Source organism: Antarcticirhabdus aurantiaca (assembly GCF_009765365.1).
GTDB lineage: Bacteria > Pseudomonadota > Alphaproteobacteria > Rhizobiales > Rhizobiaceae > Antarcticirhabdus > Antarcticirhabdus aurantiaca.
On the sequence record NZ_VTOM01000025.1, the window covers coordinates 70339 to 93288 of the forward strand.

General features: G+C 68.6%; 25 protein-coding genes, 1 tRNA gene and 1 pseudogene. 16 read left to right on the forward strand and 11 right to left on the reverse strand.

Annotated elements, in window-relative coordinates; genetic code table 11:
• The first annotated feature begins 2 nt into the window (after positions 1-2).
• Positions 3-1130, forward strand: a complete 1128-nt coding sequence (locus FZN60_RS23810; RefSeq protein WP_158876008.1) for an ATP-dependent DNA helicase — start codon at positions 3-5, stop codon at positions 1128-1130.
• 69 nt (positions 1131-1199) lie between these two features.
• Here FZN60_RS23810 and FZN60_RS23815 read toward each other — a convergent pair whose 3' ends face one another.
• Complete coding sequence (locus tag FZN60_RS23815; protein WP_158876009.1) at positions 1200-2903, reverse strand: hypothetical protein; 1704 nt, start codon at positions 2901-2903, stop codon at positions 1200-1202.
• A 190-nt stretch (positions 2904-3093) separates the two neighbouring features.
• Here FZN60_RS23815 and FZN60_RS23820 point away from each other — a divergent pair, with 190 nt between their 5' ends.
• The 4 genes from FZN60_RS23820 to FZN60_RS23835 all read left to right on the forward strand — a co-directional run bounded on the left by FZN60_RS23820 (position 3094) and on the right by FZN60_RS23835 (position 6235).
• The gene (locus FZN60_RS23820; RefSeq protein WP_158876010.1) at positions 3094-3843 is read left to right on the forward strand and encodes a pyridoxine 5'-phosphate synthase; all 750 of its coding nucleotides are present in this window, start codon (positions 3094-3096) and stop codon (positions 3841-3843) included.
• A gap of 87 nt (positions 3844-3930) precedes the next feature.
• On the forward strand, positions 3931-4590 hold the full coding sequence (locus tag FZN60_RS23825) for a TetR/AcrR family transcriptional regulator C-terminal domain-containing protein (RefSeq protein WP_158876011.1): 660 nt from the start codon (positions 3931-3933) through the stop codon (positions 4588-4590).
• Positions 4591-4607: 17 nt separating this feature from the next.
• Entirely contained in the window at positions 4608-5627 is a 1020-nt protein-coding gene (ilvC, locus tag FZN60_RS23830) for a ketol-acid reductoisomerase (RefSeq protein ID WP_158876012.1), read from the forward strand.
• A gap of 134 nt (positions 5628-5761) precedes the next feature.
• Positions 5762-6235: a PilZ domain-containing protein gene (locus FZN60_RS23835; protein WP_158876013.1), complete on the forward strand. Its 474-nt coding sequence runs from the start codon at positions 5762-5764 to the stop codon at positions 6233-6235.
• A 50-nt stretch (positions 6236-6285) separates the two neighbouring features.
• Here the strand turns inward: FZN60_RS23835 and FZN60_RS29455 are convergent.
• Positions 6286-6418: pseudogene (locus FZN60_RS29455) on the reverse strand (IS3 family transposase); the annotation flags it as partial.
• 249 nt (positions 6419-6667) lie between these two features.
• Here FZN60_RS29455 and FZN60_RS23840 point away from each other — a divergent pair.
• Both FZN60_RS23840 and FZN60_RS23845 read left to right on the forward strand, forming a co-directional pair.
• Complete coding sequence (locus FZN60_RS23840) at positions 6668-7591, forward strand: substrate-binding domain-containing protein (protein WP_158876014.1); 924 nt, start codon at positions 6668-6670, stop codon at positions 7589-7591.
• Positions 7592-7617: 26 nt separating this feature from the next.
• Positions 7618-9708, forward strand: a complete 2091-nt coding sequence (locus tag FZN60_RS23845; RefSeq protein ID WP_158876015.1) for a HAMP domain-containing methyl-accepting chemotaxis protein — start codon at positions 7618-7620, stop codon at positions 9706-9708.
• 782 nt (positions 9709-10490) lie between these two features.
• Here FZN60_RS23845 and FZN60_RS23850 read toward each other — a convergent pair.
• Positions 10491-10566 (reverse strand) — tRNA-Lys (locus tag FZN60_RS23850).
• A 218-nt stretch (positions 10567-10784) separates the two neighbouring features.
• On the opposite strand from FZN60_RS23850, the gene FZN60_RS23855 reads away from it, so the two are divergent.
• The 3 genes from FZN60_RS23855 (at position 10785) to FZN60_RS23865 (ending at position 11854) form a co-directional block, all read left to right on the forward strand.
• On the forward strand, positions 10785-11153 hold the full coding sequence (locus FZN60_RS23855) for a hypothetical protein (protein WP_158876016.1): 369 nt from the start codon (positions 10785-10787) through the stop codon (positions 11151-11153).
• A gap of 40 nt (positions 11154-11193) precedes the next feature.
• On the forward strand, positions 11194-11484 hold the full coding sequence (locus FZN60_RS23860) for a hypothetical protein (RefSeq protein WP_158876017.1): 291 nt from the start codon (positions 11194-11196) through the stop codon (positions 11482-11484).
• A gap of 61 nt (positions 11485-11545) precedes the next feature.
• The gene (locus FZN60_RS23865) at positions 11546-11854 is read left to right on the forward strand and encodes a hypothetical protein (protein ID WP_158876018.1); all 309 of its coding nucleotides are present in this window, start codon (positions 11546-11548) and stop codon (positions 11852-11854) included.
• Between the two features lie 37 nt (positions 11855-11891).
• On the opposite strand, the gene FZN60_RS23870 is transcribed toward FZN60_RS23865, so the two are convergent.
• Both FZN60_RS23870 and FZN60_RS23875 read right to left on the reverse strand, forming a co-directional pair.
• A complete protein-coding gene (locus FZN60_RS23870; RefSeq protein WP_158876019.1) occupies positions 11892-12110 on the reverse strand; it encodes a response regulator transcription factor in 219 nt (72 codons plus the stop codon).
• Positions 12111-12317: 207 nt separating this feature from the next.
• Positions 12318-12557 carry a helix-turn-helix domain-containing protein gene (locus FZN60_RS23875; RefSeq protein ID WP_158876020.1) on the reverse strand — a complete coding sequence of 80 codons (240 nt, stop codon included), beginning with the start codon at positions 12555-12557 and terminating at the stop codon, positions 12318-12320.
• A 206-nt stretch (positions 12558-12763) separates the two neighbouring features.
• On the opposite strand from FZN60_RS23875, the gene FZN60_RS23880 reads away from it, so the two are divergent.
• The 4 genes from FZN60_RS23880 to FZN60_RS23895 all read left to right on the forward strand — a co-directional run bounded on the left by FZN60_RS23880 (position 12764) and on the right by FZN60_RS23895 (position 14257).
• A complete protein-coding gene (locus FZN60_RS23880; protein ID WP_158876021.1) occupies positions 12764-13147 on the forward strand; it encodes a MarR family winged helix-turn-helix transcriptional regulator in 384 nt (127 codons plus the stop codon).
• Between the two features lie 80 nt (positions 13148-13227).
• On the forward strand, positions 13228-13497 hold the full coding sequence (locus FZN60_RS23885; RefSeq protein WP_158876022.1) for a hypothetical protein: 270 nt from the start codon (positions 13228-13230) through the stop codon (positions 13495-13497).
• A gap of 18 nt (positions 13498-13515) precedes the next feature.
• Positions 13516-13746: a BrnA antitoxin family protein gene (locus tag FZN60_RS23890; RefSeq protein WP_158876023.1), complete on the forward strand. Its 231-nt coding sequence runs from the start codon at positions 13516-13518 to the stop codon at positions 13744-13746.
• 130 nt (positions 13747-13876) lie between these two features.
• The gene (locus tag FZN60_RS23895; protein ID WP_158876024.1) at positions 13877-14257 is read left to right on the forward strand and encodes a hypothetical protein; all 381 of its coding nucleotides are present in this window, start codon (positions 13877-13879) and stop codon (positions 14255-14257) included.
• Positions 14258-14281: 24 nt separating this feature from the next.
• Here FZN60_RS23895 and FZN60_RS23900 read toward each other — a convergent pair whose 3' ends face one another.
• Positions 14282-14701, reverse strand: a complete 420-nt coding sequence (locus tag FZN60_RS23900) for an NUDIX hydrolase (protein WP_158876025.1) — start codon at positions 14699-14701, stop codon at positions 14282-14284.
• 261 nt (positions 14702-14962) lie between these two features.
• Positions 14963-16342 carry a diguanylate cyclase domain-containing protein gene (locus FZN60_RS23905; RefSeq protein ID WP_158876026.1) on the reverse strand — a complete coding sequence of 460 codons (1380 nt, stop codon included), beginning with the start codon at positions 16340-16342 and terminating at the stop codon, positions 14963-14965.
• Positions 16343-16559: 217 nt separating this feature from the next.
• On the opposite strand from FZN60_RS23905, the gene FZN60_RS23910 reads away from it, so the two are divergent.
• Positions 16560-16811, forward strand: coding sequence for a hypothetical protein (locus FZN60_RS23910; RefSeq protein ID WP_158876027.1), 252 nt, complete (start codon positions 16560-16562; stop codon positions 16809-16811).
• A gap of 4 nt (positions 16812-16815) precedes the next feature.
• On the opposite strand, the gene FZN60_RS23915 is transcribed toward FZN60_RS23910, so the two are convergent.
• On the reverse strand, positions 16816-17682 hold the full coding sequence (locus tag FZN60_RS23915) for a DUF6492 family protein (RefSeq protein ID WP_246727119.1): 867 nt from the start codon (positions 17680-17682) through the stop codon (positions 16816-16818).
• A gap of 108 nt (positions 17683-17790) precedes the next feature.
• Complete coding sequence (gene rnd, locus FZN60_RS23920; RefSeq protein WP_158876029.1) at positions 17791-18942, reverse strand: ribonuclease D; 1152 nt, start codon at positions 18940-18942, stop codon at positions 17791-17793.
• 193 nt (positions 18943-19135) lie between these two features.
• On the opposite strand from rnd, the gene aspS reads away from it, so the two are divergent.
• Positions 19136-20926, forward strand: a complete 1791-nt coding sequence (gene aspS, locus FZN60_RS23925) for an aspartate--tRNA ligase (RefSeq protein WP_158876030.1) — start codon at positions 19136-19138, stop codon at positions 20924-20926.
• Between the two features lie 3 nt (positions 20927-20929).
• On the opposite strand, the gene FZN60_RS23930 is transcribed toward aspS, so the two are convergent.
• Together FZN60_RS23930 and FZN60_RS23935 are read right to left on the reverse strand one after the other, a co-directional pair.
• A complete protein-coding gene (locus FZN60_RS23930) occupies positions 20930-21451 on the reverse strand; it encodes a 2'-5' RNA ligase family protein (RefSeq protein WP_246727121.1) in 522 nt (173 codons plus the stop codon).
• Positions 21448-22902 (reverse strand): GGDEF domain-containing protein, encoded by a 1455-nt coding sequence (locus FZN60_RS23935; protein WP_158876031.1) that lies wholly within the window; start codon positions 22900-22902, stop codon positions 21448-21450. Before FZN60_RS23935 ends, FZN60_RS23930 begins: the two co-directional genes overlap by 4 nt.
• Between the last annotated feature and the right edge of the window lie 48 nt (positions 22903-22950).

The following is a 22950-nucleotide window of genomic DNA, read 5'->3' on the forward strand; positions in this document are numbered from 1 at the left end:
CGATGAAGTTCTCGCCCCAGCAGGATGACGCGCTCTTGGCCGTGGCCGAGTGGCTGAAGCGCGACGATCAGCCGATCTTCCGCTTGTTCGGCTATGCCGGCACGGGCAAGACGACGCTGGCGAAGCACTTCGCGGAAGGAATCGACGGGGCCGTGCAGTTCGCCGCCTTCACCGGCAAGGCGGCGCAGGTGCTGCGCACGAAAGGCGCGAAAACCGCGCGCACGCTCCACTCGCTGATCTACCGGCCGCGCGGCGAGGAGACCGTCGAGGACGAGGCGGGCGGCACGACGCGCGTGTCGCCGACCTTCTCGCTGAACCGCCAGAGCCCGATCGCAAAGGCCAAGCTCGTCGTCGTCGACGAGTGCTCGATGGTGGACGAGGCGCTGGGGCGCGACCTCTTGTCCTTCGGCACGCCGATCCTCGTTCTGGGCGATCCCGGCCAGCTGCCGCCGGTCTCGGGCGGCGGCTTCTTCACCGAGGCCGAGCCAGATTTCCTCTTGACCGAGATCCACCGGCAGGCGCGCGACAACCCGATCCTCGAACTCGCGATGAAGGCGCGCGAGGGCAGGGCGCTGGAGCGCGGCGACTGGGGACAGGCGAACGTCATCGACCGGCGCGAGATCGACTCGGAGCGCGTGCTGGCGGCCGACCAGGTGCTGGTCGGCACCAACCGCACGCGGCGGCGCTACAATGCGCGCCTGCGCGAGCTGAAGGGCTTCCAGGGCGCGCTGCCGCAGAGCGGCGACAAGCTGGTGTGCCTGCGCAACGATCCGACGAAGGGGCTCCTCAACGGCTCCCTGTGGAAGGCGATGACGGCCTCGCCGGAAACGGTGAAGCCGGGGATCAACCTCATCGTGAAGCCCGACGAGGACGACGTCGATCAGGGCGCGGCGAAGATCAAGCTCCTCAAATCCGCCTTCGAGGATCCGGACGCCGAAGTGCCCTGGGCGACGAAGCGGCGCTACGACGACTTCGACTACGGCTACGCCCTGACCGTCCACAAGGCGCAGGGATCGCAGTGGAACGACGTCGTGCTCTTCGACGAGAGCTTCGCCTTCAAGGACAGCCGGGAGCGCTGGCTCTACACGGCGATCACCCGCGCCGCCGAGCGGCTGACTGTGGTGCGCTGAGGCGACGCGGAAGCGGCGGGACGAAAGGCCCCGCCGCTCGCTGTTCATCCGGGAGGATGTTGCGTTTGGTCAGGCGGCGCAGCCGCTCGCCTGAAGCGTCGCCGTGCGGTTCTCGACGCTCGACAGGGTGACGGTGCAGCCGTTGCCGGCATCCACCGAAGCGCCGGGCTGGACCGTCTGCGGACCTTGCCCCACCACGTAGAGCGTCGCGCCGCTGTCGGTGATGGCGGACACGAAGATCCGCGCGGCACCGAAGGTGGCGGTCTGGCCCGTGGTGAGCTGCGCCGTGTCGCCGCCGCCGGCAGGCGCGGCGGGAGCACCGGCAGCAGGCGCCGCGGCCGGTTGCGGGGCGGCGGCCGGGGCAGGGGCCGGGGCCGGGGCCGGTGCAGGCGCCGGAGCGGCTGCAGGCGCCGCGACCGCTGCCGCTGCCGGAGCGGGCGCCGGAGCCGGAGCCGCGGACGCTGCGGCGGTGTCGCCGCAGCCCTGCAGGGTCGCCGTGCCTTCGCCGACGGCGACGAGCGTGACGGTGCATCCGTTGGCGTCGATCGTGCCGCCGGTCTGGACGGACTGGCGGCTGCCGCCGGGCAAGAACAGCGTGGCGCCGCCGTCGATGAGGCCGGACAGGAACACGCTGGATTCGCCGAACCGTGCGGTCCCGCCGACGGGAACGGTCTGGCCTTCGCCGCTGGCCGCGGGAGCCGCCGCCGCAGCAGGGGCGGGAGAGATTGCCGGAGCGGCCGGGGCGGGGGCCGGGGCAGCGGCAGCAGGCGCCGGAGCCGGAGCGGCCTGTTCAGATCCGCCGGCGGGCGCGGCGCCGTCGCAGCCGGACGCGGCGAGCGTCGCCGTGCTGCCCTCGATGCTCTGGACGGTCACCGTGCAGCCGTTGCCGACGTCCAGCGACTGGCCGACGGCGACGGGCTTGCGGCCGCCGTCCTGCGTGAACAACGTCGCGGTGCCGTCGCGCACGCCCGACAGGAAGACGCTCGTCGAGCCGAAGGTCGCGCTCTGACCGGTCGACAGGCTGGCGGTCGCGCCGCCCGCCGTGGGGGGCGCGGCAGCGGCTGGAGCGGCCGGAGCCGCCGCCTGCTGCTGAGGCGCCGGAGCGGCCGGGGCGGCGGGCGCCGGTGCGGCAGCCGAATCGGACGCGCCGCAACCCTCCGGCTTCAGGAAGGCCGCCGGGCCCGCGACGCCGGCGAGGGTCACCGAGCAGCCCGGGCCGACCTCGACGGACGCGCCGGAGGCCAGCGGGCTCGGCTGGCCGCCCGAGACCGACACCGTGGCGCCGGACCCCTCGACGGAGTCGAGCTGGATGCGAGCCGAGCCGAACACGGCCCCCTGGCCGGCGAGAAGGATCGCGCCGCCCGGTCCGATGGTGCCGGCCAGGCTCTCGAAGGCGCCGCCGGCGGAGGCCGGACGAGTGACGAGCTCAGCCACCGATTGCTGGAGCGGGGCGAGCCCCTGCGCCATCGCGCCGGCCTGTGCGTCGACCTTGGCGTTCAAAGCGTCGAGACGCGCGACGAGGTCGGTGGTGGCCTGCGCGACGAGCGGCTGGACGGCGGCCGCGGGATCGGTTGGCGGGGACGCGGCGAGCTGCGCCACCTGGCCTTCAACCGCCTGGACGCGCGTCGACACGTCGCCGATCGGGCCCTGCAGCGCGTCGATGCGCTGGCTCAGCTCCTCCTGCGCGTCGTCGATGTCCGGCCCCATGAGCCAGCCGATCAGCAGGCCGACGAAGCCCGCCACGACGAGCGGAATGAACTTGGAACCACCCATAAACGAAGATCCTCCCGAGATCCGTGATCGGTGCCCGCCAATCGGGAGGGAGGGGAACACTTGGAACCGGCTCCGTCAACACGCCCAAAGGCCGAGGCCGCGAGTTGGGCGCTGACGGGGCGACCGGATCGGCCTAAAAGGGCGCCGCGGTCCCGAATCGGGTCCCGACGCGGAAAGGAGCCGAGCCACCATGCCCGCCGAACTGTCCGTCAATCTCAACGCCATCGCCATGCTGCGCAACCGCCGGGATCTGCCCTGGCCGAGCGTCACCGACCTCGGTCGCCAAGCGCTCGCGGCCGGCGCGCACGGGCTGACGGTCCATCCGCGGCCCGACCAGCGGCATATCCGCTTCTCCGACCTGCCGGAGATCCGCGCGCTGATCGACTCGGAATTCCCGCAGGCCGAGTTCAACATCGAAGGCTATCCGAGCGACGACTTCATCGACCTCGCTTTGTCCGTGAGGCCGGAACAGGTGACGCTGGTGCCGGACGACCCGGCGCAGGCGACCTCCGACCACGGGTGGGACTTTGCCGCGCATGGCGACCTCCTGAAGCCCGTGGTCGCGCGGCTGAAGGGAGAGGGCGTGCGCGTCAGCCTCTTCGCCGACGCCCTTCCCGAGACGATGCCGGCGGCAGCAGCGACGGGTGCCGACCGCATCGAGCTCTACACCGGTCCCTATGCCGGCTTCTTCGACGATCCGGCGGGGGCAGAGCGCGAGGCCGCGTGGCTTGGCGAAACGGCCGCCGCTGCGGCCGGGCTCGGCCTCGGCGTCAATGCCGGGCACGATCTGACGGTCGCCAACCTGCCGCTGCTCGTCCGGCATATTCCCGGTCTCGCCGAGGTGTCGATCGGCCACGGGCTGACCGCCGACGCGCTGGAATACGGCATGGCGGAAACGGTGCGTCGCTTCCGGCGCGCCCTCGGCCACGCACGGGCATAGGTCGCTTCGACAGGGGGCTTGCGAGCGGCGGCGAAGCCGGCTAGAGAGCCGTACCGTAACGTACGGTACGGTTGTTCCGGGGGCTGGATGTCGGCGGTGGAAAGCGGCGCAGGGGAGTGGACGGAGCGTCAGCGCGACGTGCTCGACGCCGCGTTGCGTCTCATCGTCGAAGGCCGCCCGCTGACCATGACCTCGCTCGCGAGCGCCGCGAGCTGCTCGAAGGAAACGATCTACAAGTGGTTCGGCGACCGCGCCGGGCTGCTGACCGCGACGGTGCGCCATCAGGCCTCGCGCGTCCGAGGCACGCCGCTTCCCGAGGGGCGTGCCACCCGCGACGCGCTCGAGGCGAGCCTCCACCGCTTCGCCGTGGAATGGCTGACCGTTCTCGGCGGCCAGACATCCGTGGCGTTGAACCGCCTGGCCGTCGCCCATGCCGGCACGGACCGCGCGGCCGACCTCGGCGCGATCGTCCTCAACAACGGTCCGCTCGCCATGGAAGCGCGGCTGGTGCCGATGCTGGAAGCAGGCCGCGTGGCGGGCATCCTCGATTTCGACGCCGGCGATGCGGACACGGCGGCGCGCTCCTTCTTCGGCCTCGTGGTGCGCGACGTGCAGATCCGCCTCCTGCTCGGCGATCCGCTCTCGCTGAGCCCGACCGAGATCGAGCGGGATGCGGGCCGCGCGACTCGACAGTTCTTCACCCTCTTCGCCGCCGGGCAAGACCGCCCGGCCGGCGGTGACAGTTAAACCAACGGAGGAAATCCATGCGTGTTTACTACGATCGCGACGCCGATCTGAACCTCATCAAGTCCAAGAAGGTCGCCATCGTCGGCTACGGCAGCCAGGGCCGCGCCCACGCGCTGAACCTCAAGGACTCCGGCGCCGCCAACGTCGTGATCGCGCTGCGCGCGGGCTCGCCGACGATCAAGAAGGCCGAGGCCGACGGCTTCAAGGTGCTCTCCGTCGCCGACGCGGCGAAGGAATCCGACCTCCTGATGATGGCGACGCCGGACGAGCTCCAGGCCGACATCTACAAGCAAGAGATCGCGCCCAACATTCGCGACGGCGCGGCCATCGCCTTCGCCCACGGCCTCAACGTCCACTTCGGCCTGATCGAGCCGAAGGACACGGTGGACGTCGTCATGATCGCGCCGAAGGGCCCGGGCCACACGGTGCGCGGCGAGTACCAGAAGGGCGGCGGCGTGCCCTGCCTCGTGGCCGTCCATCGCGACGCCTCCGGCAACGCGCTGGAGCTGGCGCTCTCCTACGCCTGCGGCGTCGGCGGCGGCCGCTCGGGCATCATCGAGACGAACTTCAAGGAAGAGTGCGAGACCGACCTCTTCGGCGAGCAGGTCGTGCTCTGCGGCGGCCTGGTCGAGCTGATCCGCGCCGGCTTCGAGACGCTGGTCGAGGCCGGCTACGCCCCGGAGATGGCCTATTTCGAGTGCCTCCACGAGGTGAAGCTGATCGTCGACCTCATCTACGAGGGCGGCATCGCCAACATGAACTACTCGATCTCGAACACGGCCGAATGGGGCGAGTACGTCACCGGCCCGCGCATCATCACGGACGAGACCAAGGCCGAGATGCGCCGCGTCCTCAAGGACATCCAGACCGGCAAGTTCACCTCGGAGTGGATGCAGGAGTACCGCTCCGGCATGGCCCGCTTCAAGGGCATCCGCCGCAACAACGACGCCCACCAGATCGAACAGGTCGGCGAGAAGCTGCGCGGCATGATGCCCTGGATCAAGTCGAACGCGTTGGTCGACAAGGCCCGCAACTAAGCCTGACGGCAGATCGCGACGAACGACGGGGCGCCCTTGCGGCGCCCCGTTTCGTTGCTGCGACAGGATTCACGCCCTTTTAATGTCCTCCGCATCTAATCGGCGAGCCGGAACTGACAACGGAGGGCCGGGCCATGTCGGCTCAGACTCTGCATTCTCCCGAAGGCTCAGACGCCGCCGACGATTCCGAGCGCCGCGTGGCGCAGCGTTTCCGCACGCTCAAGCGCGCCAAGATCCTGTTCAACAACAACTTCTCCACCTTCGACTGCATCGTGCGAAACATTTCGGCGACGGGCGCGCTCCTGACGCTGGACGAGGCCGTGCATCTGCCGCGCGAGTTCAACATCCGGATCGGCGAGGAGAAGACCGTCCACTTCGCCAAGCTGGTCTACCGCCGCGGCATGTTCGCCGGCATCCACTTCCTCGACGCGGATGCGAGCGCGCCGGCCGAGGAGGCGCATGTCCGCCCGGCCGCCGCGGAGCACGTCGCCCAGTCCTCAGCCTTTCCCGCCGCGGCCCTCCCGCCCGGCCAGATCCGTCGCATCGAGCCCGAGATCCTGCCGCTCGCCCTCCGCCGCGCCGCGCCCTGGGCCCGCTTCGGCGCCTGATCGCTAGCCGCATACGCATTGGTTCGGCTGCGCCTGCAAACGACGCAATGCGGATTGCCGCGAAGGGCAACGAGCCGATCGTGCTCTTCGGTGACCTGCAACACTCGGAAGTTTGTCCTCGCACAGATCGCGAGAGCTTCTCTCGTACGGCAGTCGATGATCGCACAGGATCCGGAACGGCCGATCGGCTCCGACATCGGCAGTGGAGATCAACGCTGATCATCCGCATGGCGAAGCGTCCAGGACAGTGGTGACCGAGGCTGCCGCGAAGGGGCGCTGGCGCACACGAAGCACCGGGGTTTCATAAGTTCCGGTTACAAGCTCTGCGCAAGTCAAACGCGACAAGTTGCTCGACAAACGACTTTCCCTTCCTAAAGGCGAAGCCCCGGCCGAGACCGGCTCGCCGCCGCCTCCACGATGATCGGAGCTCCCGTGTCGCGCCTTCTCGCCGTGCTTGTTCTGCAAGCAGCCCTGATGACCCATGCGAGCGCCCAGACGATCGGGCTCGCCATGCCCAGAACCGACGATCCGTTCCGCGCCGTGATCGGCGGCAGTGTCGAGGCGGCGGCGGCCGCGGCCGGCCTGAAGCTCGCCAAGACCGATGCGCAGAACGATCCCGGCCTGCAGGTCGAGAACGTGCGCCAGCTCATCAAGGACGGGGTGGCGAGCTTGGTCGTCCTGGGCGGCGACTCCAAGGCCGAAGTCGAGATCGCCCGCCTCGCTCGCGCCGCCGACGTTCCGCTCGTCTTCGTCAACCACATGCCAAGCGACGAGGTGCTCGGCGGCCAGGTCGTCTATGTCGGCTCGAACGAGGTCGAATCCGGCACGCTTCAGGCCGAGGAGACCTGCCGCCTGATGGGCGGCCGCGGCACGGCCGTGATCATGATCGGCGAGTTGAACCATCCCGCGGCCCGGATGCGCACGCTGGACGTTCACGAGGTCTTCTCGCGGCCGGACTGCCGCGGCATCGAGATCCTGGAAGAACAGAGCGCCAACTGGGATCGCGCCGAGGGCAAGGCCCTTCTTGAGGCCTTCCTCGACGGCGGGCTGAAGCCGGACGCGGTGATCGCCAACAACGACGAGATGGCGCTCGGTGCGATCCAGGCGGCGAAGGAAGCCGGCATCAAGCCGATCGTCGCGGGCATCGACGCGACCGACGACGCGCTGGCCGCCATGGTGGCCGGCGACCTCAGCCTGTCCGTGCTCCAGGACGGCAAGGCGCAGGGCGCCCTCGGCCTCGAGCTGGCGCGCCAGATGGCAGCCGGCAAGAGCGTCGACACGCTCAATTGGATCCCCTTCAGCCTCGTGCGCTCCGGCGACGCGGCCGCCCTCGCCGCCAAGCGCGCCCAGAACTGACACAGCAGGAACCGGCGACTCAAGCCATGCGCATCAGCACCCGTCTCATCGGCTCGTTCGGAGCCGTTCTCGTCCTCACCTCCGCCATCGGTTACCTCGGCATCCAGAAGCTGTCCGAAGGCAACGAGCGCATGAATGCCTTCATCGGCGGCCCCTTCGGCCGCAGCGCCGTCCTCACCGACCTGCGCAGCAACGTCGCCGAAGCGCAGCAGGCGGCGAGCAACGCCATCATGTCGTCTGACGACGGTCGGATCGCGTCGGAACGCGAGAACTACGATCGCATCTTCGGCACCGTGATCGAGCGGATCGACGCCTACCGCGCCAGCGGCACGCCCGTGGCGCATGCCGACATCGACGCCCTCAAGGCGGACCTCCAGCGCTTCGACACGCTGACGCGCCAAGCCGTCGAGCTCGCCGCGCGCAACGAGGAAACCCGGGCCGGCGAGCTGAACAGGCAGTCCATCCAGCCGATCGGCGACCGCCTCGAACTCTCGATCGGCAGCCTGCGCGACGAGATCGTGCTTCTCGGCGGGCCCGAGACCACGGTCACGATCGCCGGCCAGCTGCGGGCCGACATCCCCGGCTACCGACGCATTCTGACACGCGCCCTGAACGAGACCGACGAGGCGGAGCTTCAGCAGCTCGCCGAGCGCGCGAAGGGCGCAGTCGCCTCCGTCGACGGCAAACTCGACCGTCTGGCGAAAGCTCTCGTGATCGCGAAAGTGGAGCCGCCCGCCCTCGGCCGTGTCCAGCGCCTGTGGAGCGAGCTCAAGCCGCCCGCGGAGCAGTATCTCGATCACGGACTCGCCAATTCGACGTTCCGCGCCGCGCAGATCGTCCAGAACGACATCATGCCGCTCTCCACGAGCATCAAGGGCGAGCTGATCCGCTTCGCAGAGGCGGAGAAGGCCGCGGCGGAAACCGTCGCGACGGGCAATAACGAGGCCTTCCTGTCCACGCGCGCGCTGCTGATCGGCTTCGGCATCGCGGCGGTGATCCTGGGCGCGGCGGCGGCGATTTGGATGGCGTTCTCGCTGGTCCGGGGCCTGCGGCGCTCGCTCGACCTCGCCGAAACCATCGGCTCGGGCGACCTGACGCGGACGGTGGACGCCAGGGGCCGCGACGAGCTGGGCGATTTGGAGCGCGCCATGAACCGGATGAGCGCCAAGCTGTCGGAGATCGTGGGGGGCGTCCTGGGCTCCGCTGGCCAAGTGGCGTCCGGTTCGGCCCTGTCGGCGCAGACGGCCGAGCAGCTCTCCTCCGGCTCGACCGAGCAGGCGGCGGCTTCCGAGCAGGCCTCGGCCGCCGTCGAGGAGATGACGGCGAACGTTCGCCAGAACGCCGACAACGCCGCCCAGACCGAGAAGATCGCCGCCCAGGCCAACGTCAACGCCGAGAAGACCGGCACCGCCGTCGCCCAGTCGGTGGAAGCCATGCGCACTATCGCCGAGAAGATCACCGTGGTGCAGGAGATCGCCCGCCAGACCGATCTCCTGGCGCTGAACGCCGCGATCGAGGCCGCCCGCGCCGGCTCTCACGGCAAGGGCTTCGCGGTGGTCGCTTCGGAAGTGAGGAAGCTCGCCGAGCGCAGCCAACAGGCGGCGGCCGAGATCGGCGAGCTGTCGGTGTCGACGCTGCAGGTGTCGGAGGAAGCGGGCGAGATGCTGCAGCGGCTCGTTCCCGACATTCGCCGCACGGCCGAGCTGGTGGGCGAGATCTCGGCGGCCTGCCGCGAGCAGTCGATCGGCATCGAGCAGATCAACCAGGCCATCCAGCAGCTCGATCAGGTGACGCAAGCCAACGCGGGCGCCGCCAACGAGATGACCGCGACGGCGGGCGAGCTGTCGGCCGAGGCCGAGGCCCTCAACGAGCGCGCCGGCTTCTTCCGGATCGACACGGAGACGCCGGCCGCGGTTGCGACCCGGCCGCAGACGCCGCGTGCCGCGGCGCCGGCTCCGGCTTCCTCTGCCGCCCCGGCCCGCCAGGACGTTCGCGCGCTTCAGGCGCGGGTGAGCGGCTTCCAGCCGGCGCGCCGCCCGGCGGCGCCCGCCCGCGGCGTCGCGCTCGACCTCGACAGCGGCAACGACGATGCCGGCTTCGAGCGCATGAGCGGCTGATGTTTCCGGCATGTCTTTGGACTTCGGGCGGACCGCATGATTCACCTGAGGTGAGATAGTCTCTCAGTCCACGCGCAGCTTCGAACGCAACGAGTCCGTCCCATCTACGATCAATCGTCGAAGGTGCGGACTCGTCTTCCAGCCTGTCCCTCCACCATGCGGTGTGCATCGGCACGGCCAGTTCGGGCGACCCGATGCCGGCGCACAGATCGATGATGCGCCCGGTTCCCACCGCGATCGCGACGCTGTCGGCGAAGCTTATCGGCCTAAAGAAGGCGTCGGGCGCTGAGTTGATCTGCTCAGCGCGCTCCGGCCAATTGTCGAGGGTGAAATGACGCTCGTCATCCGTCGGCACAGCCTTTTCCAGGAGGTCAATGGCTTCGGCGTGCTGCTTCAACGGCTTCCTGGTGAGCTTGGCCTTCAGCCAGCCCTCCACTTGCCGCGCGCAAGACGATCGATCTCAGCTCGGCCCTTCTCGCTGGGCTGAAGGAAGCCATGTCCTGGTGGGTAAATTGACCAGATGGCGCAGCCGCAGCGAATGAGATCGCAGGTCGGGCGCGACCGGCCGCTGACCTCGACACCGTCCCCGACGGCGGCGCTCAGCAGTTCGATTTGCGGAATGGTGAGTCCCGTCAGCTAGGCCTCCGGGAGACGCCGGATGGAGAGCGGGCCGCGGACAGAACAGAACGGGAGTTAAAAATCGCAGGGTAGGATCGGAAACCGCTGGACGGCACGTCAGCACGTCGGTGGAGCCGGGAGTAGTATGTCTCAGCGGTTTGGAATGGTGGGTGATGTAGGGATCGAACCTACGACCCGCTGATTAAGAGTCAGCTGCTCTACCAACTGAGCTAATCACCCGGAACGCCTTCGGCGCTGCGTCGGCTGGCCATCGCCCGTCGACAAGCGGGGTTCTAGAGGCCCGATCGCGGCTTGTCCAGCGGGAAAATGGGGGCGGCACGGAAAAGTTGGACGGCAGCTTGTTGGCTGGCCGGGCGGCGGCTTCGATTTAAGGAAGCCGAAGAAGGGCAGGGGTTAGTATCGGGGACCCGCCTTGTCCGTTCGAGGATCGATCGCCGATGCTTGCCGCCCGTCTCGTCGCCGCCGCCTTGCTCCTCGGCCTCGGAGGGGCCGCGCACGCGGTGGAGCTTCCCCAGCGCGATCCGACGGAGGAATGCCGCAGTCAGGCGGCCTATGACGCCGCGACCTATAGCTTCGACGAAGCCGTCGAGGCCGGGCGCTGCGTGAGCGTCGCGCAGGACTACTACGACGCCTTGAGGCAGGATTGGTCGAGCGTCCCGGAGGCCGTCCAGGCGGCCTGCATCGAGTCCGTCGATGCCGAGCACACGATCAACACGCTGTTCTACTGGAGCCTCTACCAGTGCGTCGACGCCAGCCGCGACGGCGGCCCGGTCGCAAATGCCAGCTTCCGATTCGACGGGCCGTGATCCCGGCCACTTCGGCGAATGGTTGGCCGCGGCGTGAGCGATGGCGGAAGCGCGGCGCGCGCTTCTTGGCCCGTTGATCGGTGGGGGCCTGAGGACGGAGTGCGCCGAGCGGGATGAACAGCCAGGGCGCCAGGGCGCACTGCTCGGCGATCGAGATCTGGCTGAGGTGGTTGAGGACGACGCCGTATTTGCGGGGATGAGCCGGGCCGCAGCCATCGGGAAGGTGATCCTCCGCGCCTTGCGGGACGGCGCGGCATCGATGAGCGCGTGGGAAATCAAGGAGTTAAAGCGCAGTCGGCGCGGCATCGTCCGTCGTTCGCTCATTCCATAGCGTTTGCCGGTCGACGCGGCCTGGGTTACGGGGAGAAGCGACGCGCGGCTCGGAGGTGCGGGTGACCCCTGACGAACATGCCAGATTGATCAAGATCGCCGGCCTTCTCGCGTCCGACAGCGACGGGGAGCGTGCCAGCGCCGCAGCGCATGCCAGCGAGATCCTGCGGCGCAACGGGCTGACATGGGAGCAGGCGCTGGCCTCACTGCCCGTGGAGATGCCGTTCCAGTCCGATACGATCTCCGTCGAGCCCTTGGCCGGCGACGAAGTGACCCGGCTGCGCAGCGAACTGGCGACCAGCGAAGCGCTGCGCCATGCCATGGCCGAGGAGCTGATGGCGAGCCGTCCGGCTCAGGACAGCACGTACTGAAGGCTGAAGGCGTCGTGCCGGCCGGGGAAGGGTGGCGTCAGATCAGGCCCTTGCGGATCGCGATGTTGACGGCGTGGACCCGGTTGCGGGCCGACAGGGTCGCGCGTGCATCCTCGATGAGATCGATCACGCCTCGCTCGCTCAAGTAGAGCTCGGCGGCGATCTGACCGATCGTTCGGCCTTCCGCCAGAAGGCTGAAGCAACGGCGCATCTGAGGTGACAGGGACCCATCCGGACTTTCAAGCGGCTGCGCCATGAATCGCCCTCCATCCCGGCTGACCCTACATAAGCCGGGCTACCATACTACTATAAATTTTGTGGGCGTGACCTGATCGCGGGAGGCTGGCGTGACTTCCCGTGCCCGAGTGAGGCAGGATGTCTTATCGGCACGCCGATTATCGTGCTGCAGGGGCGAAGATGGACGGCGGCAGCTCACAGTCGAGACGCCTTGGCGGATCAACCTTTAGTCGATCAACCTCAGGCGAAGGCCGATGGCAACGGCGTGCTCGTCGGTCGTCGCGCAGAGTCGGCGGCGCAGCGCGGACATCGAATGGTCGACCGCGTCGCGCTCGAGTCCAAGGATGCACGCGGCCTCGTCATAGCTTTCGCCGTTCGCCAGCAGCTGTAGGATGGAACGGGAAACCGCGTCGAGAGGAGGGAGCGCGCTCGCTGCCGCCGATCCGTCGTGAATTGGAAACGCCACTCCTGCACTCCAAACACTGTGCGCGAACGCGTTTGCCTCGGCAGAGACTGCTCACCGAAATTCGAGGCGCTTGATCCAAAGCTTCAATTATGGATCATTCAGGGGTGAACCAAAGCATGGCGAGGGCTCCGGTGGCAAGCGACTCAGAAGCGACAGTGCGTCTCGACGACCAGCTGTGTTTCGCACTTTACGCAGCGACCAACGCCGTGACACGGGCCTATCGGCCGTTTTTGAGCGAGTTGAACCTCACCTATCCTCAATATCTCGTCATGATGGTGCTTTGGCAGGAGGGGGAGGTCCCGACGCGCCGAATCGCCGAGCGTTTGAAGCTGGGGCCGAGCGCGGTGACGCCGATGGCCGACCAGTTGGAGCGCGCCGGACTGATCGCGCGCCGCCGGGACGAGAGCGACCGGCGCCTCATCCTCGTTTCGGCGACGGAGAAGGGGCGGTCGCTGGAAGCGGCCGCGGTCGTCGGACGCGATGCCCTGCGCTGCCGCGCAGGCCTTTCGAAGGAGGAGCTGCAGGAGCTGCGCGCCTCGCTCCACGACCTCGCCGGCCGCATGGCGGAGGAGGAGCCGGCGCAAGCCTGACGCGCGGATGGGCGAAAGGACCCGGCGGCGGCCTGGATCGAGCCGCGACAAGCGATCCGCAATGGGATAGAGCCTGGGGAATGGACCCGAACGACGCCGATCTTCGCGCGAAGCTTTCCGAAGCTTGGCAGAAAGCCGCCCGCGACCTGATGGACGCCGGCGCTCCAGCCAAGAACGTCTTCGAAAGCTTGTTGGCGGTAGGGCTCGCCGGGCATGTCGAGCTCTACGGCAAGCGCGCCACCGCGCAGATCCTGCTCGGGCTGGTCGAGACCATCGACCGGGAGGCGGGAGAGGAAGCGGCCGCGATCCGCGAGGCCTCCGCCGAAGCTGCGCGCTCCACCCGCAACTGACAGGCAGAACGAGGACACATGGCCCGCCGACCCATCAATCCCTTCGACGCGGCCGAGGCCGTCTTCAAGCCGCGCGCCCCCGTTGCCGCGAAGCCCGCCGAAGCCAAGCCTGTCTCGGTTCCGGGCACGAAGGAAGAAGTGAAGCTGAAGATCGATCAGGACGTTCTTCATCACTTCCAGGAGGACGGCCCCGGCTGGCAGGACCGGATCAACGCCGCCCTTCGGCGTGCGGCCGGCCTGACGGACTGAGGTCGACGCCCATCGCGGCGATCCGGCCGGACCATCTCTCCGGCGCGGCGCAAAACCGCCTCAAAGTAGGTATCTGCGCGCAGGCCGGGATCGGGGGCGCGCCCCGCACTGCGAAAGGTCCGAGCGAACCATGCGTCTGCGTTTTCTTCTTCTTGCCGCGCTGGCGGCCCTCGGCGGCTGCCAGACGGACGGGAGCGATGCTGCCCCCGACACGTCGAGCCCGTCCTATGCGGTCGACAACCTCCGGCGCGGCATGCCCTATTCGGAGGCGCGCGCCGTGCTCGCATTCGGCGGCTGGGAGGGGCAGCCCTATCCGGCGGCGACTGCCGCGCAGCGCTGCGTCGGGCGCGACGAATGCGCGATCTATCCGGAAACCGAACTGTGCTCGGGGCCGGGGCTCGGCACATGCCGCTTCAACTTCGTGAACGGGGACGGCGAGCGGCTCGTCGTGACCGCGGCCGGCGCCTCGCCCGGCCAGATGCGCCTCAACGGATGGGGTTACGTCCGCTGAGGAGCGGCCCTCGGCCGCTGCGCCTCAAAGAGCGCTGTCGAGGTTGAGAAAGATCGAGCGCAGCTCCGGCTCGTCGACCCGTTCCGCAGCCGCGGCCGGGTCGAACCACTCGCGGCGGCGCTCGTCGCTCTCCGGCCAGCGGTCGACGAGCTTCTCGACGAAGAGCGGATAAACCGTGACCTCGCACGGCTTGGTCTCCGTCTTGGTGCGCTTGCCGTAGGAATAGGTGCCCAGGGCCGCTTTGGACGGCTTGCCGAGCGCGCCGGCCTCCTCATAGGCTTCGATGGCGGCGGCCTTCTGGGGCGCGCGCCCGCGCATCGGCCATCCCTTGGGGATCACCCACCGACCGGTCTCGCGCGACGTGATCAACAAGACCTCGAGTTCGCCCGTTTCGGTTCGCCGGTACGGCACGGCACCGAACTGCTTGTAGGTCTTGCTGCCCATGTCGAAGCGAATCTCCTCCCCGGTGCTAAGCGGTTCCTCGGAAAACGAATAAAGGGCTTCCCTGACCCTGGCATGTCGCAGAGCGGCATCGGCCCGCGCAAACAGAAGAGCCGGGATCGTCGAGGGGAAGCTGACGGGTGCCGACGGAACACGATCGCCCGCAGCACTCTAGATATGGCCGACTTACGAACGGCCTTCAAGCCGCGCCGTCGGCGCGTCGGCTTCGAAGTCGTTGGCTGGAGGCTTCCTGTCCGCCGCGGCTCAGGAGACGAGGCTGGAGGGGCGGTCGGCCACCTCGACGTGGAAGCGGACCGTGCCCTTCATCGAGCGCTTGCCGACGTAAAGAGCCTGATCGGCGTTGCGCAGGGTCTCGAGAACATCCGCTCCGGCCGAGGTGGCGAGAGCGACGCCGACCGTTGCGCCGATCTGCACCTCGACGCCTCCGAGGTCCATGGGCGCGGACAGAACCTCGATCATCTTCAGGCCCGCGGATCGGACCTCCGCCAGGTTCGGGCGTCCCGGAACGATCACCGCGAACTCGTCGCCACCCAGCCGGTAGGCCCGCCCGCCGGGCGGCACGGCGGCTTCGAGACGACGCCCCGCGATCCGCAGAACGTCGTCGCCCATGCCGTGGCCGTGGGTATCGTTGATCAGCTTGAAGCCGTCGAGGTCGACGTAGAGCAGGGCGTAGCCCAGGCGGATGGCCGGCCAGGTCTTTGCCGATTCGAGCTGATCGAGAAGGGCGGAGCGGTTGCGAAGGCCGGTGAGACCGTCGTGCGAGGCGCGCCGCTCGCTGATTTCGAGCTTGTGCGCCGATCGCTCGGCCTGGCGCAGCACCATGATCGAGAACACCGCGAAGGCGACGAGCACGGCGAGGACGAGGGGCAGGATGTCGCGCAGCATCTTGCCGCCGGGATCGTCGCCGATCCAGGCAAGATGGGCCGAGGCCTTGCCGTCCAAGGTCCGCATCTCGATCGAGGCCTGGCCGGCCTGCTCGGCCGTCGAGGCGATCCGCAGGCCGGGCAGGCGGTAGATCTCGGAGAAGTGGGCGATCTGCGCGTCGTCCAGTCGATCGGCGAGAAGCAGAACGTGCCGGGACGCCGGATCGCCGTCGTCCGGTCGTGTGAAGGGGCGCAGCGGCGCGACGGAAACGAGGACCGGCGCCCCGTCGGCGACAAGGAGCCCGGAGCGCACCGAGTCCGGACCGGCCTTTGCACGATCCGCAAGAAGCTGTTCGAGCCCGCCCTTCAAGATCTGGGTCGGTTCCAGATCGGACGGCACGCCGTCCACCATGCGATAGGTCGACCGACCGTTCGGCGCGACGACGAAGCTCATGTCGACGCCATAGGACTGGCGCAGGCCGGGACCGATGTTGGCGGCGGCCCAGTTCGCATTCGGTCGCACGAAGAGATTGTCGTAGGCCTCGTCCCAGTAGGAATAATCCTGAGCGAGCTTCTCCAGCTCGGCGAGGCGGATGCGAAGCATGCCGTCGGCCAGCGCGCGCTGGTTGGCGACGGCGTCGTCGGTCTGCCGATGCGCCAGCACGAGCAGGAACAGCATCACCCCGACGATCAGGCCGGCCACCAACAAGGCGATGGGCAGGACGACGTGCAGACGGAACCGATGTTGGATGACGCTCATGGTGGACGATCTTACCGCCGAGTCTGCAACGCGGACTTATCCGTTGGGGCAGGTCCTAACACTTCCGCGAGAGAAGCGGAGTACCGTGCCTGGATACCCCGAACGACGGCTCGCCGAGAAGGATAAAATTCCGGGATCGTGGCGGAAGGCCTGATCCGACGATAGGCGCGAAACCGACGGCACCGTTGTGCGTTGCGCGACGACCATGATGCGTCCGATGTTCCTCGCCGTTTTCGCGACCGCCACGCTGTCGGCCTGCTCCGCGCAGCGCCCGCCCGAAGGCTTCGACTTCCGCGCGCGCCCGCCGGCCGTGCGAGAGGGTGACACCTGCCAGCGCTACGCCTTTGAAACCGGGCGCCGACGCTACGAGCTGCTGCAACAGATCCAGGGCGACGCCTTCGCGGCCCTGCTCGCCAACCGCGCGGCGGAGCGGGCCTTTGCTCGCTGCCGGGCCGGGCGAGCCGGCTGAGGCGTCACGCCAGACCGGCGGCCTCGCGGATCAGGCCGAGATCCGCGTTGATGAAGGACTGGATGCCGACGGCCGGCTGGCGAGCCGTCGCCTGGGCGAAGAAGGAGGCGAGACCTCTGCGGGCCAGCGCGTCCTCGGACCAGCAGCTGTTGCAGATCGACGTTTCGGTCGGAGCGTGGCGATCCGGTCGGTTCTCCACCTCGTCCACGAAGCGACCGTAGATCAGATATTCGGAAAAGCGGCGGTCCGAGGCGAGGGCCGCGGCCCAGGAGCGCGACGCGACGGTCTCGATCCGGGCGAGCATGTCGCGCGCCGTGTCGGTGCGCCAGCCGACGGCCTGGGCTACGTAGTCGACCCGCGAGACCGGAGCCGAGCCGATGCCGAGCAGACCCGCCGCACGCGCCGACCAGCCGAGATGCTCGGCCTTGTCCGGCGCGATGCCGTTCTCCTGGCGATAGAAGGTGAAGCGGCCGTTGCTCCAGAGGACGGCGAGGTCGGTTTCCCGCACGAAGACCGTGTCCGAGTCGCAGAACAGGACACCGTCGTCGGAGAGCATCGCGGCCATCGCGATCTTGCGCATCTGCTGGACGTGCCAGCCGCGCAGGGGCGGGCCCTTGACCGAGAGCCAGATGCGCCTGCGCCCCAAGCTCAAGGGATCGGGCACCGCCACGAGCCAGGAGGGGAGAACGGAGCGCTCGTCGACGATCTGCCGCCGCGGACCGGCGAGCGGCGCGAAGCGCGAGAGGTCCTTCTTTTCCACGACGACGTAGTGCGTGGAGAAGCCGACGACGCGCCGGTCGATGCTCTCGCAGAGCAAGCGGCATCGATCGAAGTCGCCGCTGTAGCTCGGCGTCACGATGGCGGTCTGCATGGGCACTCCGGCGTTCAACTCGTTCGGCGCCAAACTAACCCAGGCGGGCGAGATGTTCCCGAAAAGGTTGCCGGAACGTTAAAGCCGTCGATGTATTGTAAAGTTGAACTAAAGCTCGATGGCTTCCACTCGGTTGTTGCGGAAGACGAGGGCGGACTGTCCGGCCAGGAGCGCCAGCGCGCGCTCTCCGAAGATCTCGCGCCGCCAGCCGGACAGGAGCTGCACCTCGGCATTCTCGCCCTTCCAGGCAAGCTGCTCCAGGTCGTCCGCCGAGCCGATCAGCCGGGCGGCAACGCCCTTCTCCTCCGCGACGATCTTGAGAAGGACGCGCAGGAACTCGACCGCCGCCGCCGTGCCCTCCGGCAGCTGCGGCGATCGCGGCACGGGCGGCAGGTCGGCGCGCGGGACGACGTTGGCCCGGGCGACCGCCGCGAGGATTTCGCGCCCCGTCGCCGAGCGCTCGAAGCCCTTCGGGATCGTGCGGAGGCGACCGAGCGCCTGCTCGTCCTTCGGCGCCTGCTGGGCGATCTCGTAGAGCGCGTCGTCCTTCAGGATGCGGCCGCGCGGCAGGTCGCGCTCGCGCGCCTCGCGCTCGCGCCACGCGGCGATCTCCTTGAGGATCTGCAGCTCGATGGGCTTGCGGACCCTCAGCTTCAGCCGCTTCCAGGCGTCGTCGGGATGGAGATCGTAGGTCGCGGGGTCGGACAGGACGGCCATCTCATCGGCCAGCCAGTCCTGCCGCCCTTCGCGTTCGATCTGCTTCGTCAGCGCACGGTAGACGTCGCGCAGATAGGTCACGTCGGCGAGGGCGTATTCCAGCTGTTCGGGCGACAGCGGGCGTCGGCGCCAGTCGGTGAAGCGGCTGGTCTTGTCGATGCGCCCGGCTGTGGTCCGCGCGACGAGCTGGTCGTAGGCGATCGACTCGCCGAAGCCGCACACCATGGCGGCGACCTGCGTGTCGAAGAGCGGCGCCGGGATGAGGCCGCCGAGCTTGTAGACGATCTCGATGTCCTGGCGCGCGGCGTGGAAGACCTTCATCACGGCGGGATCGGCCATGAGGTCGAAGAAGGGCTTCAGCGAGATGCCGGGAGCGAGCGGATCGACGAGCACGGCGAGGTCGTCCGAGGCGACCTGGACGAGGCAGAGCTCCGGCCAGAAGGTCGTCTCGCGGATGAATTCGGTGTCGACCGTGACGAAGGGCGCCCGGGCGAAGGTTTGGCAGGCGGAGGCGAGCGCGTCCGTGGTCGTGACGAGGTTCATGGCGGTTCAGTGTAGGGCCGGCATCGTTTGGCGCAATGTGCGACATCTCGCATTTCCGCAGCGGGACGCCGCCGCCGCGCGAACTTGACACGGCCGACACCCCATGCGCTTGTCGCGCCGCCTCGCCGGGGCCCTCGCGGGCGCCCGCGCACGCCCCGCACCAAGCCAACGACGACTCGGAAAGTTTCTGCCCATGCACCGCTATCGCAGCCACACCTGCGCGGCCCTCCGGAAGGAGGACGTCGGCGCGAACGTCCGCCTCTCGGGCTGGGTCCATCGCGTGCGCGACCATGGCGGCCTGCTCTTCATCGACCTGCGCGACCATTACGGCATCACCCAGATCGTGGTGGACCCGGATTCGCCGGCCTTCGCGACCGCCGAGGCCGTGCGCGGCGAGTGGGTGATCCGCGTCGACGGCGAGGTGAAGGCGCGCGCGCCCGAGACCGTCAACGCCAAGCTGCCGACCGGCGAGATCGAGCTCTTCGCGCGCGAGATCGAGGTGCTGTCGAAGGCCAAGGAATTGCCGCTGCCGGTCTTCGGCGAGCCGGACTATCCCGAGGACGTGCGGCTCAAGTACCGCTTCCTGGACCTTCGCCGCGACACGCTGCACCGCAACATCGTCAAGCGTACCCAGATCATCGCGGCCATGCGCCGGCGCATGGGCGAGTCGGGCTTCACCGAGTTTTCCACCCCGATCCTGACGGCGTCGTCGCCCGAGGGCGCCCGCGACTTCCTCGTGCCGAGCCGCCTCCACCAGGGCAAGTTCTACGCGCTGCCGCAGGCGCCGCAGCAGTACAAGCAGCTGATCATGATGAGCGGCTTCGACCGCTACTTCCAGATCGCGCCCTGCTTCCGCGACGAGGATCCGCGCGCCGACCGCCTGCCCGGCGAGTTCTACCAGCTCGACCTGGAGATGAGCTTCGTCGAGCAGGAGGACGTGTTCCAGACGATGGAGCCGGTAATCCGCGGCATCTTCGAGGAGTTCGCCGACGGCAAGCCGGTCTCGCAGAGCTTCCGCCGCATTCCCTATGCCGAGGCGATCCGCAAGTACGGCTCCGACAAGCCGGACCTGCGCAACCCGATCGAGATGCAGGCCGTGACCGAGCACTTCGCGGGCTCGGGCTTCAAGGTCTTCGCCAACATGATCGCCAACGACCCGAGCGTCGAGGTCTGGGCGATCCCGGCCAAGACGGGCGGCTCGCGCGCCTTCTGCGACCGGATGAATTCCTGGGCGCAGGGTGAGGGCCAGCCGGGCCTCGGCTACATCTTCTGGCGCGAGGAGGGCGGCAAGATCGAAGGTGCCGGCCCGCTCGCCAAGAACATCGGCGAGGAGCGCACCGAGGCCGTGCGCACGCAGCTCGGCCTTGCCGCCGGCGACGCCTGCTTCTTCGTGGCGGGCAAGCCGGAGAAGTTCGCGGCCTTCGCGGGCGCCGCGCGCACCCGCGTCGGCGAGGAGCTGAACCTCGTCGATCGCGAGCGCTTCGAACTGGCCTGGATCATCGACTTCCCGTTCTACGAATGGGACGAGGACAACAAGAAGGTCGACTTCGCCCACAACCCCTTCTCCATGCCGCAGGGCGGGATGGAGTCGCTGGAGGGGAAGGAGCCCCTGACGATCAAGGCGTTCCAGTACGACATCGTCTGCAACGGCTTCGAGATCGCGTCCGGCGGCATCCGCAACCAGCTGCCGGAAGTCATGGTCAAGGCCTTCGAGATCGCGGGCTACGCAGCGAGCGACGTCGAGGAGCGCTTCGGCGGGCTCTACCGCGCCTTCCAGTACGGCGCGCCGCCGCATGGCGGCATGGCGGCGGGCATCGACCGCATCGTGATGCTCCTGTGCGGGGTGAAGAACCTGCGCGAGATCACGATGTTCCCGATGAACCAGCAGGCCGCCGACCTCCTGATGAACGCGCCGTCGGAGGCGACGCCCGCGCAGCTGAAGGACCTCGGCATCCGCGTCGCGCCGCAGGCGCCCAAGGCCTGACCATCAGGGGGCGGCGAAGGCGAACTCGCCCGCCGCGTCCCACGGGCCGCCGAGATAGCGCCAGAGGAGAAGACCGGTGCCTTGCGCCTCGAAGGGCGTGAAGCCGGCCTGAAGCTCGGCGAAGAGGGTCTTCGCCTCCTTCGCCGGCGCCTTGTTCTGGATCGTGACGTGCGGGTTGAAGCCGGCCGCGTCCTGCCGTCCGAGCATCGGTGCGAAGCGGTCCGCGAGCTCGCGGCGCAGTGTCGCGAGCGGGGCCGAGTCGACGACGAAGGCCGAGCCGTAGCCGAGGAAGCGCAGCTTGCGCACCGCCAGGGGCAGGGTTGCCGTCCGCCCGGTGATCTCGGCGAGCGTCCGGACGATCTCCGGCTCGGCATGGCCGGGCAGGGCGTGGAACAGCGTCAGGTGCGCGGGGATGTGGTTGCGCTCCGGCGGGAAGTGCCGGCGGCGCATCGCGTCGAAGCGCCCGAAGCTCGCCTCGTCGAAGCGCAGCGTGAGGATCAGCGGGTGCTCGGCGGGCAGCGTCACGCCGCGACGTCCGGCCGGCCGGTCGCCTCGTCTTCGACGCAGGCATCCGCCGTTTCGATCGCCACCCGTCGCTGCGACTTGGCGCGGTAGAGGGCGGCATCGGCCCGCAGAAGTGCCGTGCGCAGGCTCTCTGGACCCTCCACCGTCGCGAAGCCGACCGATGCGCCGACCTGAACCGTGCCTTCCGGCAGGGTGATCGGGGCAGCGAGATCCGACGAGATGGAGCGACAGGTGCTCCGGGCGTCCATCGTCACAAGTCCCGGCAGCAGCAGCGCGAACTCGTCGCCGCCGAGGCGGAACGCCTCGTCGAGGCCGGGGCGGCAAGCCCGCTGCAAGCGCTCGGCGACGGTCTGCAGCACCGCGTCACCGGCCGCGTGGCCGTAGCGGTCATTGATCGGCTTGAAGCCGTCGAGGTCGAAGCAGGCGAGCGTGAGTGGCCCGCGCGCGGCAAGGCGGGCGAGCGTTTCCTCGAAGGTGCGCCGGTTCTTCAGGCCGGTCAGGACGTCATGGGCGGCGGCGTGGCGGAGCTGCGCCTCGCTCGTCAGCAGCGCGTCGGTCGCGCGGCGGGTGATGTTCAGGAGAAACAGGGCGCTGAGCAGGAAGGCCAGAATGCTGACCACCATCAGCGGCATCGCCTTTTCCAGCATGGTGCGGCCGGGCTGGAAGGGCTCCCAGACGATATGGAGTTCGGAAAAGCCGTCCGAGGCGATCTCGGCATGGGCGAGGCCGCTTGTCTCCATCTCCGTCACCGCCTCGTCGGTGGCCGAGGACACCCATTGGAGAACGGCGTTGCGCAGAAGGAAGCGGGTGCTGAAGGCTTCGACGATGCCGCCCTCTATGGGCCGGCCGGTGATCAGGACCGGCGCGCGCGGCCCTTTTGGCAGGCTGTCTCGAAAGTCCGGCTGGATGATCGTCGCGGTCAGGAGGATGGCGATGCCGTCCACCATGATGATCGTGCTTTCGGCGATCTTGTCGGGCGCGATCGTCGCCGGGCGGGATCGCTCGAAGATCCTGGCGGAGCGCACAAGGAGGCGGGCCCGATTGAGGATCATCTCGGAGCGGCGCTGGAACAGCGAGTCGTTGGCGTTTCGCTCGGCGACTTCGTAGGCCAGGAGCCTCTCGTCGCCGTCGAGGACGGCGACCAGGCGGTTCTGCGTCCCCGCGAAGATCGACGAGGCGAGGTTCATCTTCACCCAGTCGGCGTCGAACGCGTTGTCGATCCGCTCGATCGCCTCGTCGGAGATGGAATAGGGCTTCAGGCCGTTCTCTACCTCGTCGATCCACAGGACGATGTTCCGCCGCACCAGCAGTTCCTCGCGCCGCACGGACTCGGCGTCGATCGTCGCCGAGCCGACGAAGGGCATGGCGCAGGTGCCCGCCAGCAGCGTGCCGAGGATCGCGAGAGCGGGACCTGTTAATCGGAAGCGGGCGGAAGGCATAGCCGTCGTCAACGATGGGACGGCTCGAAGGATAGGCAGACGAACCTTATTGGCCCGTTA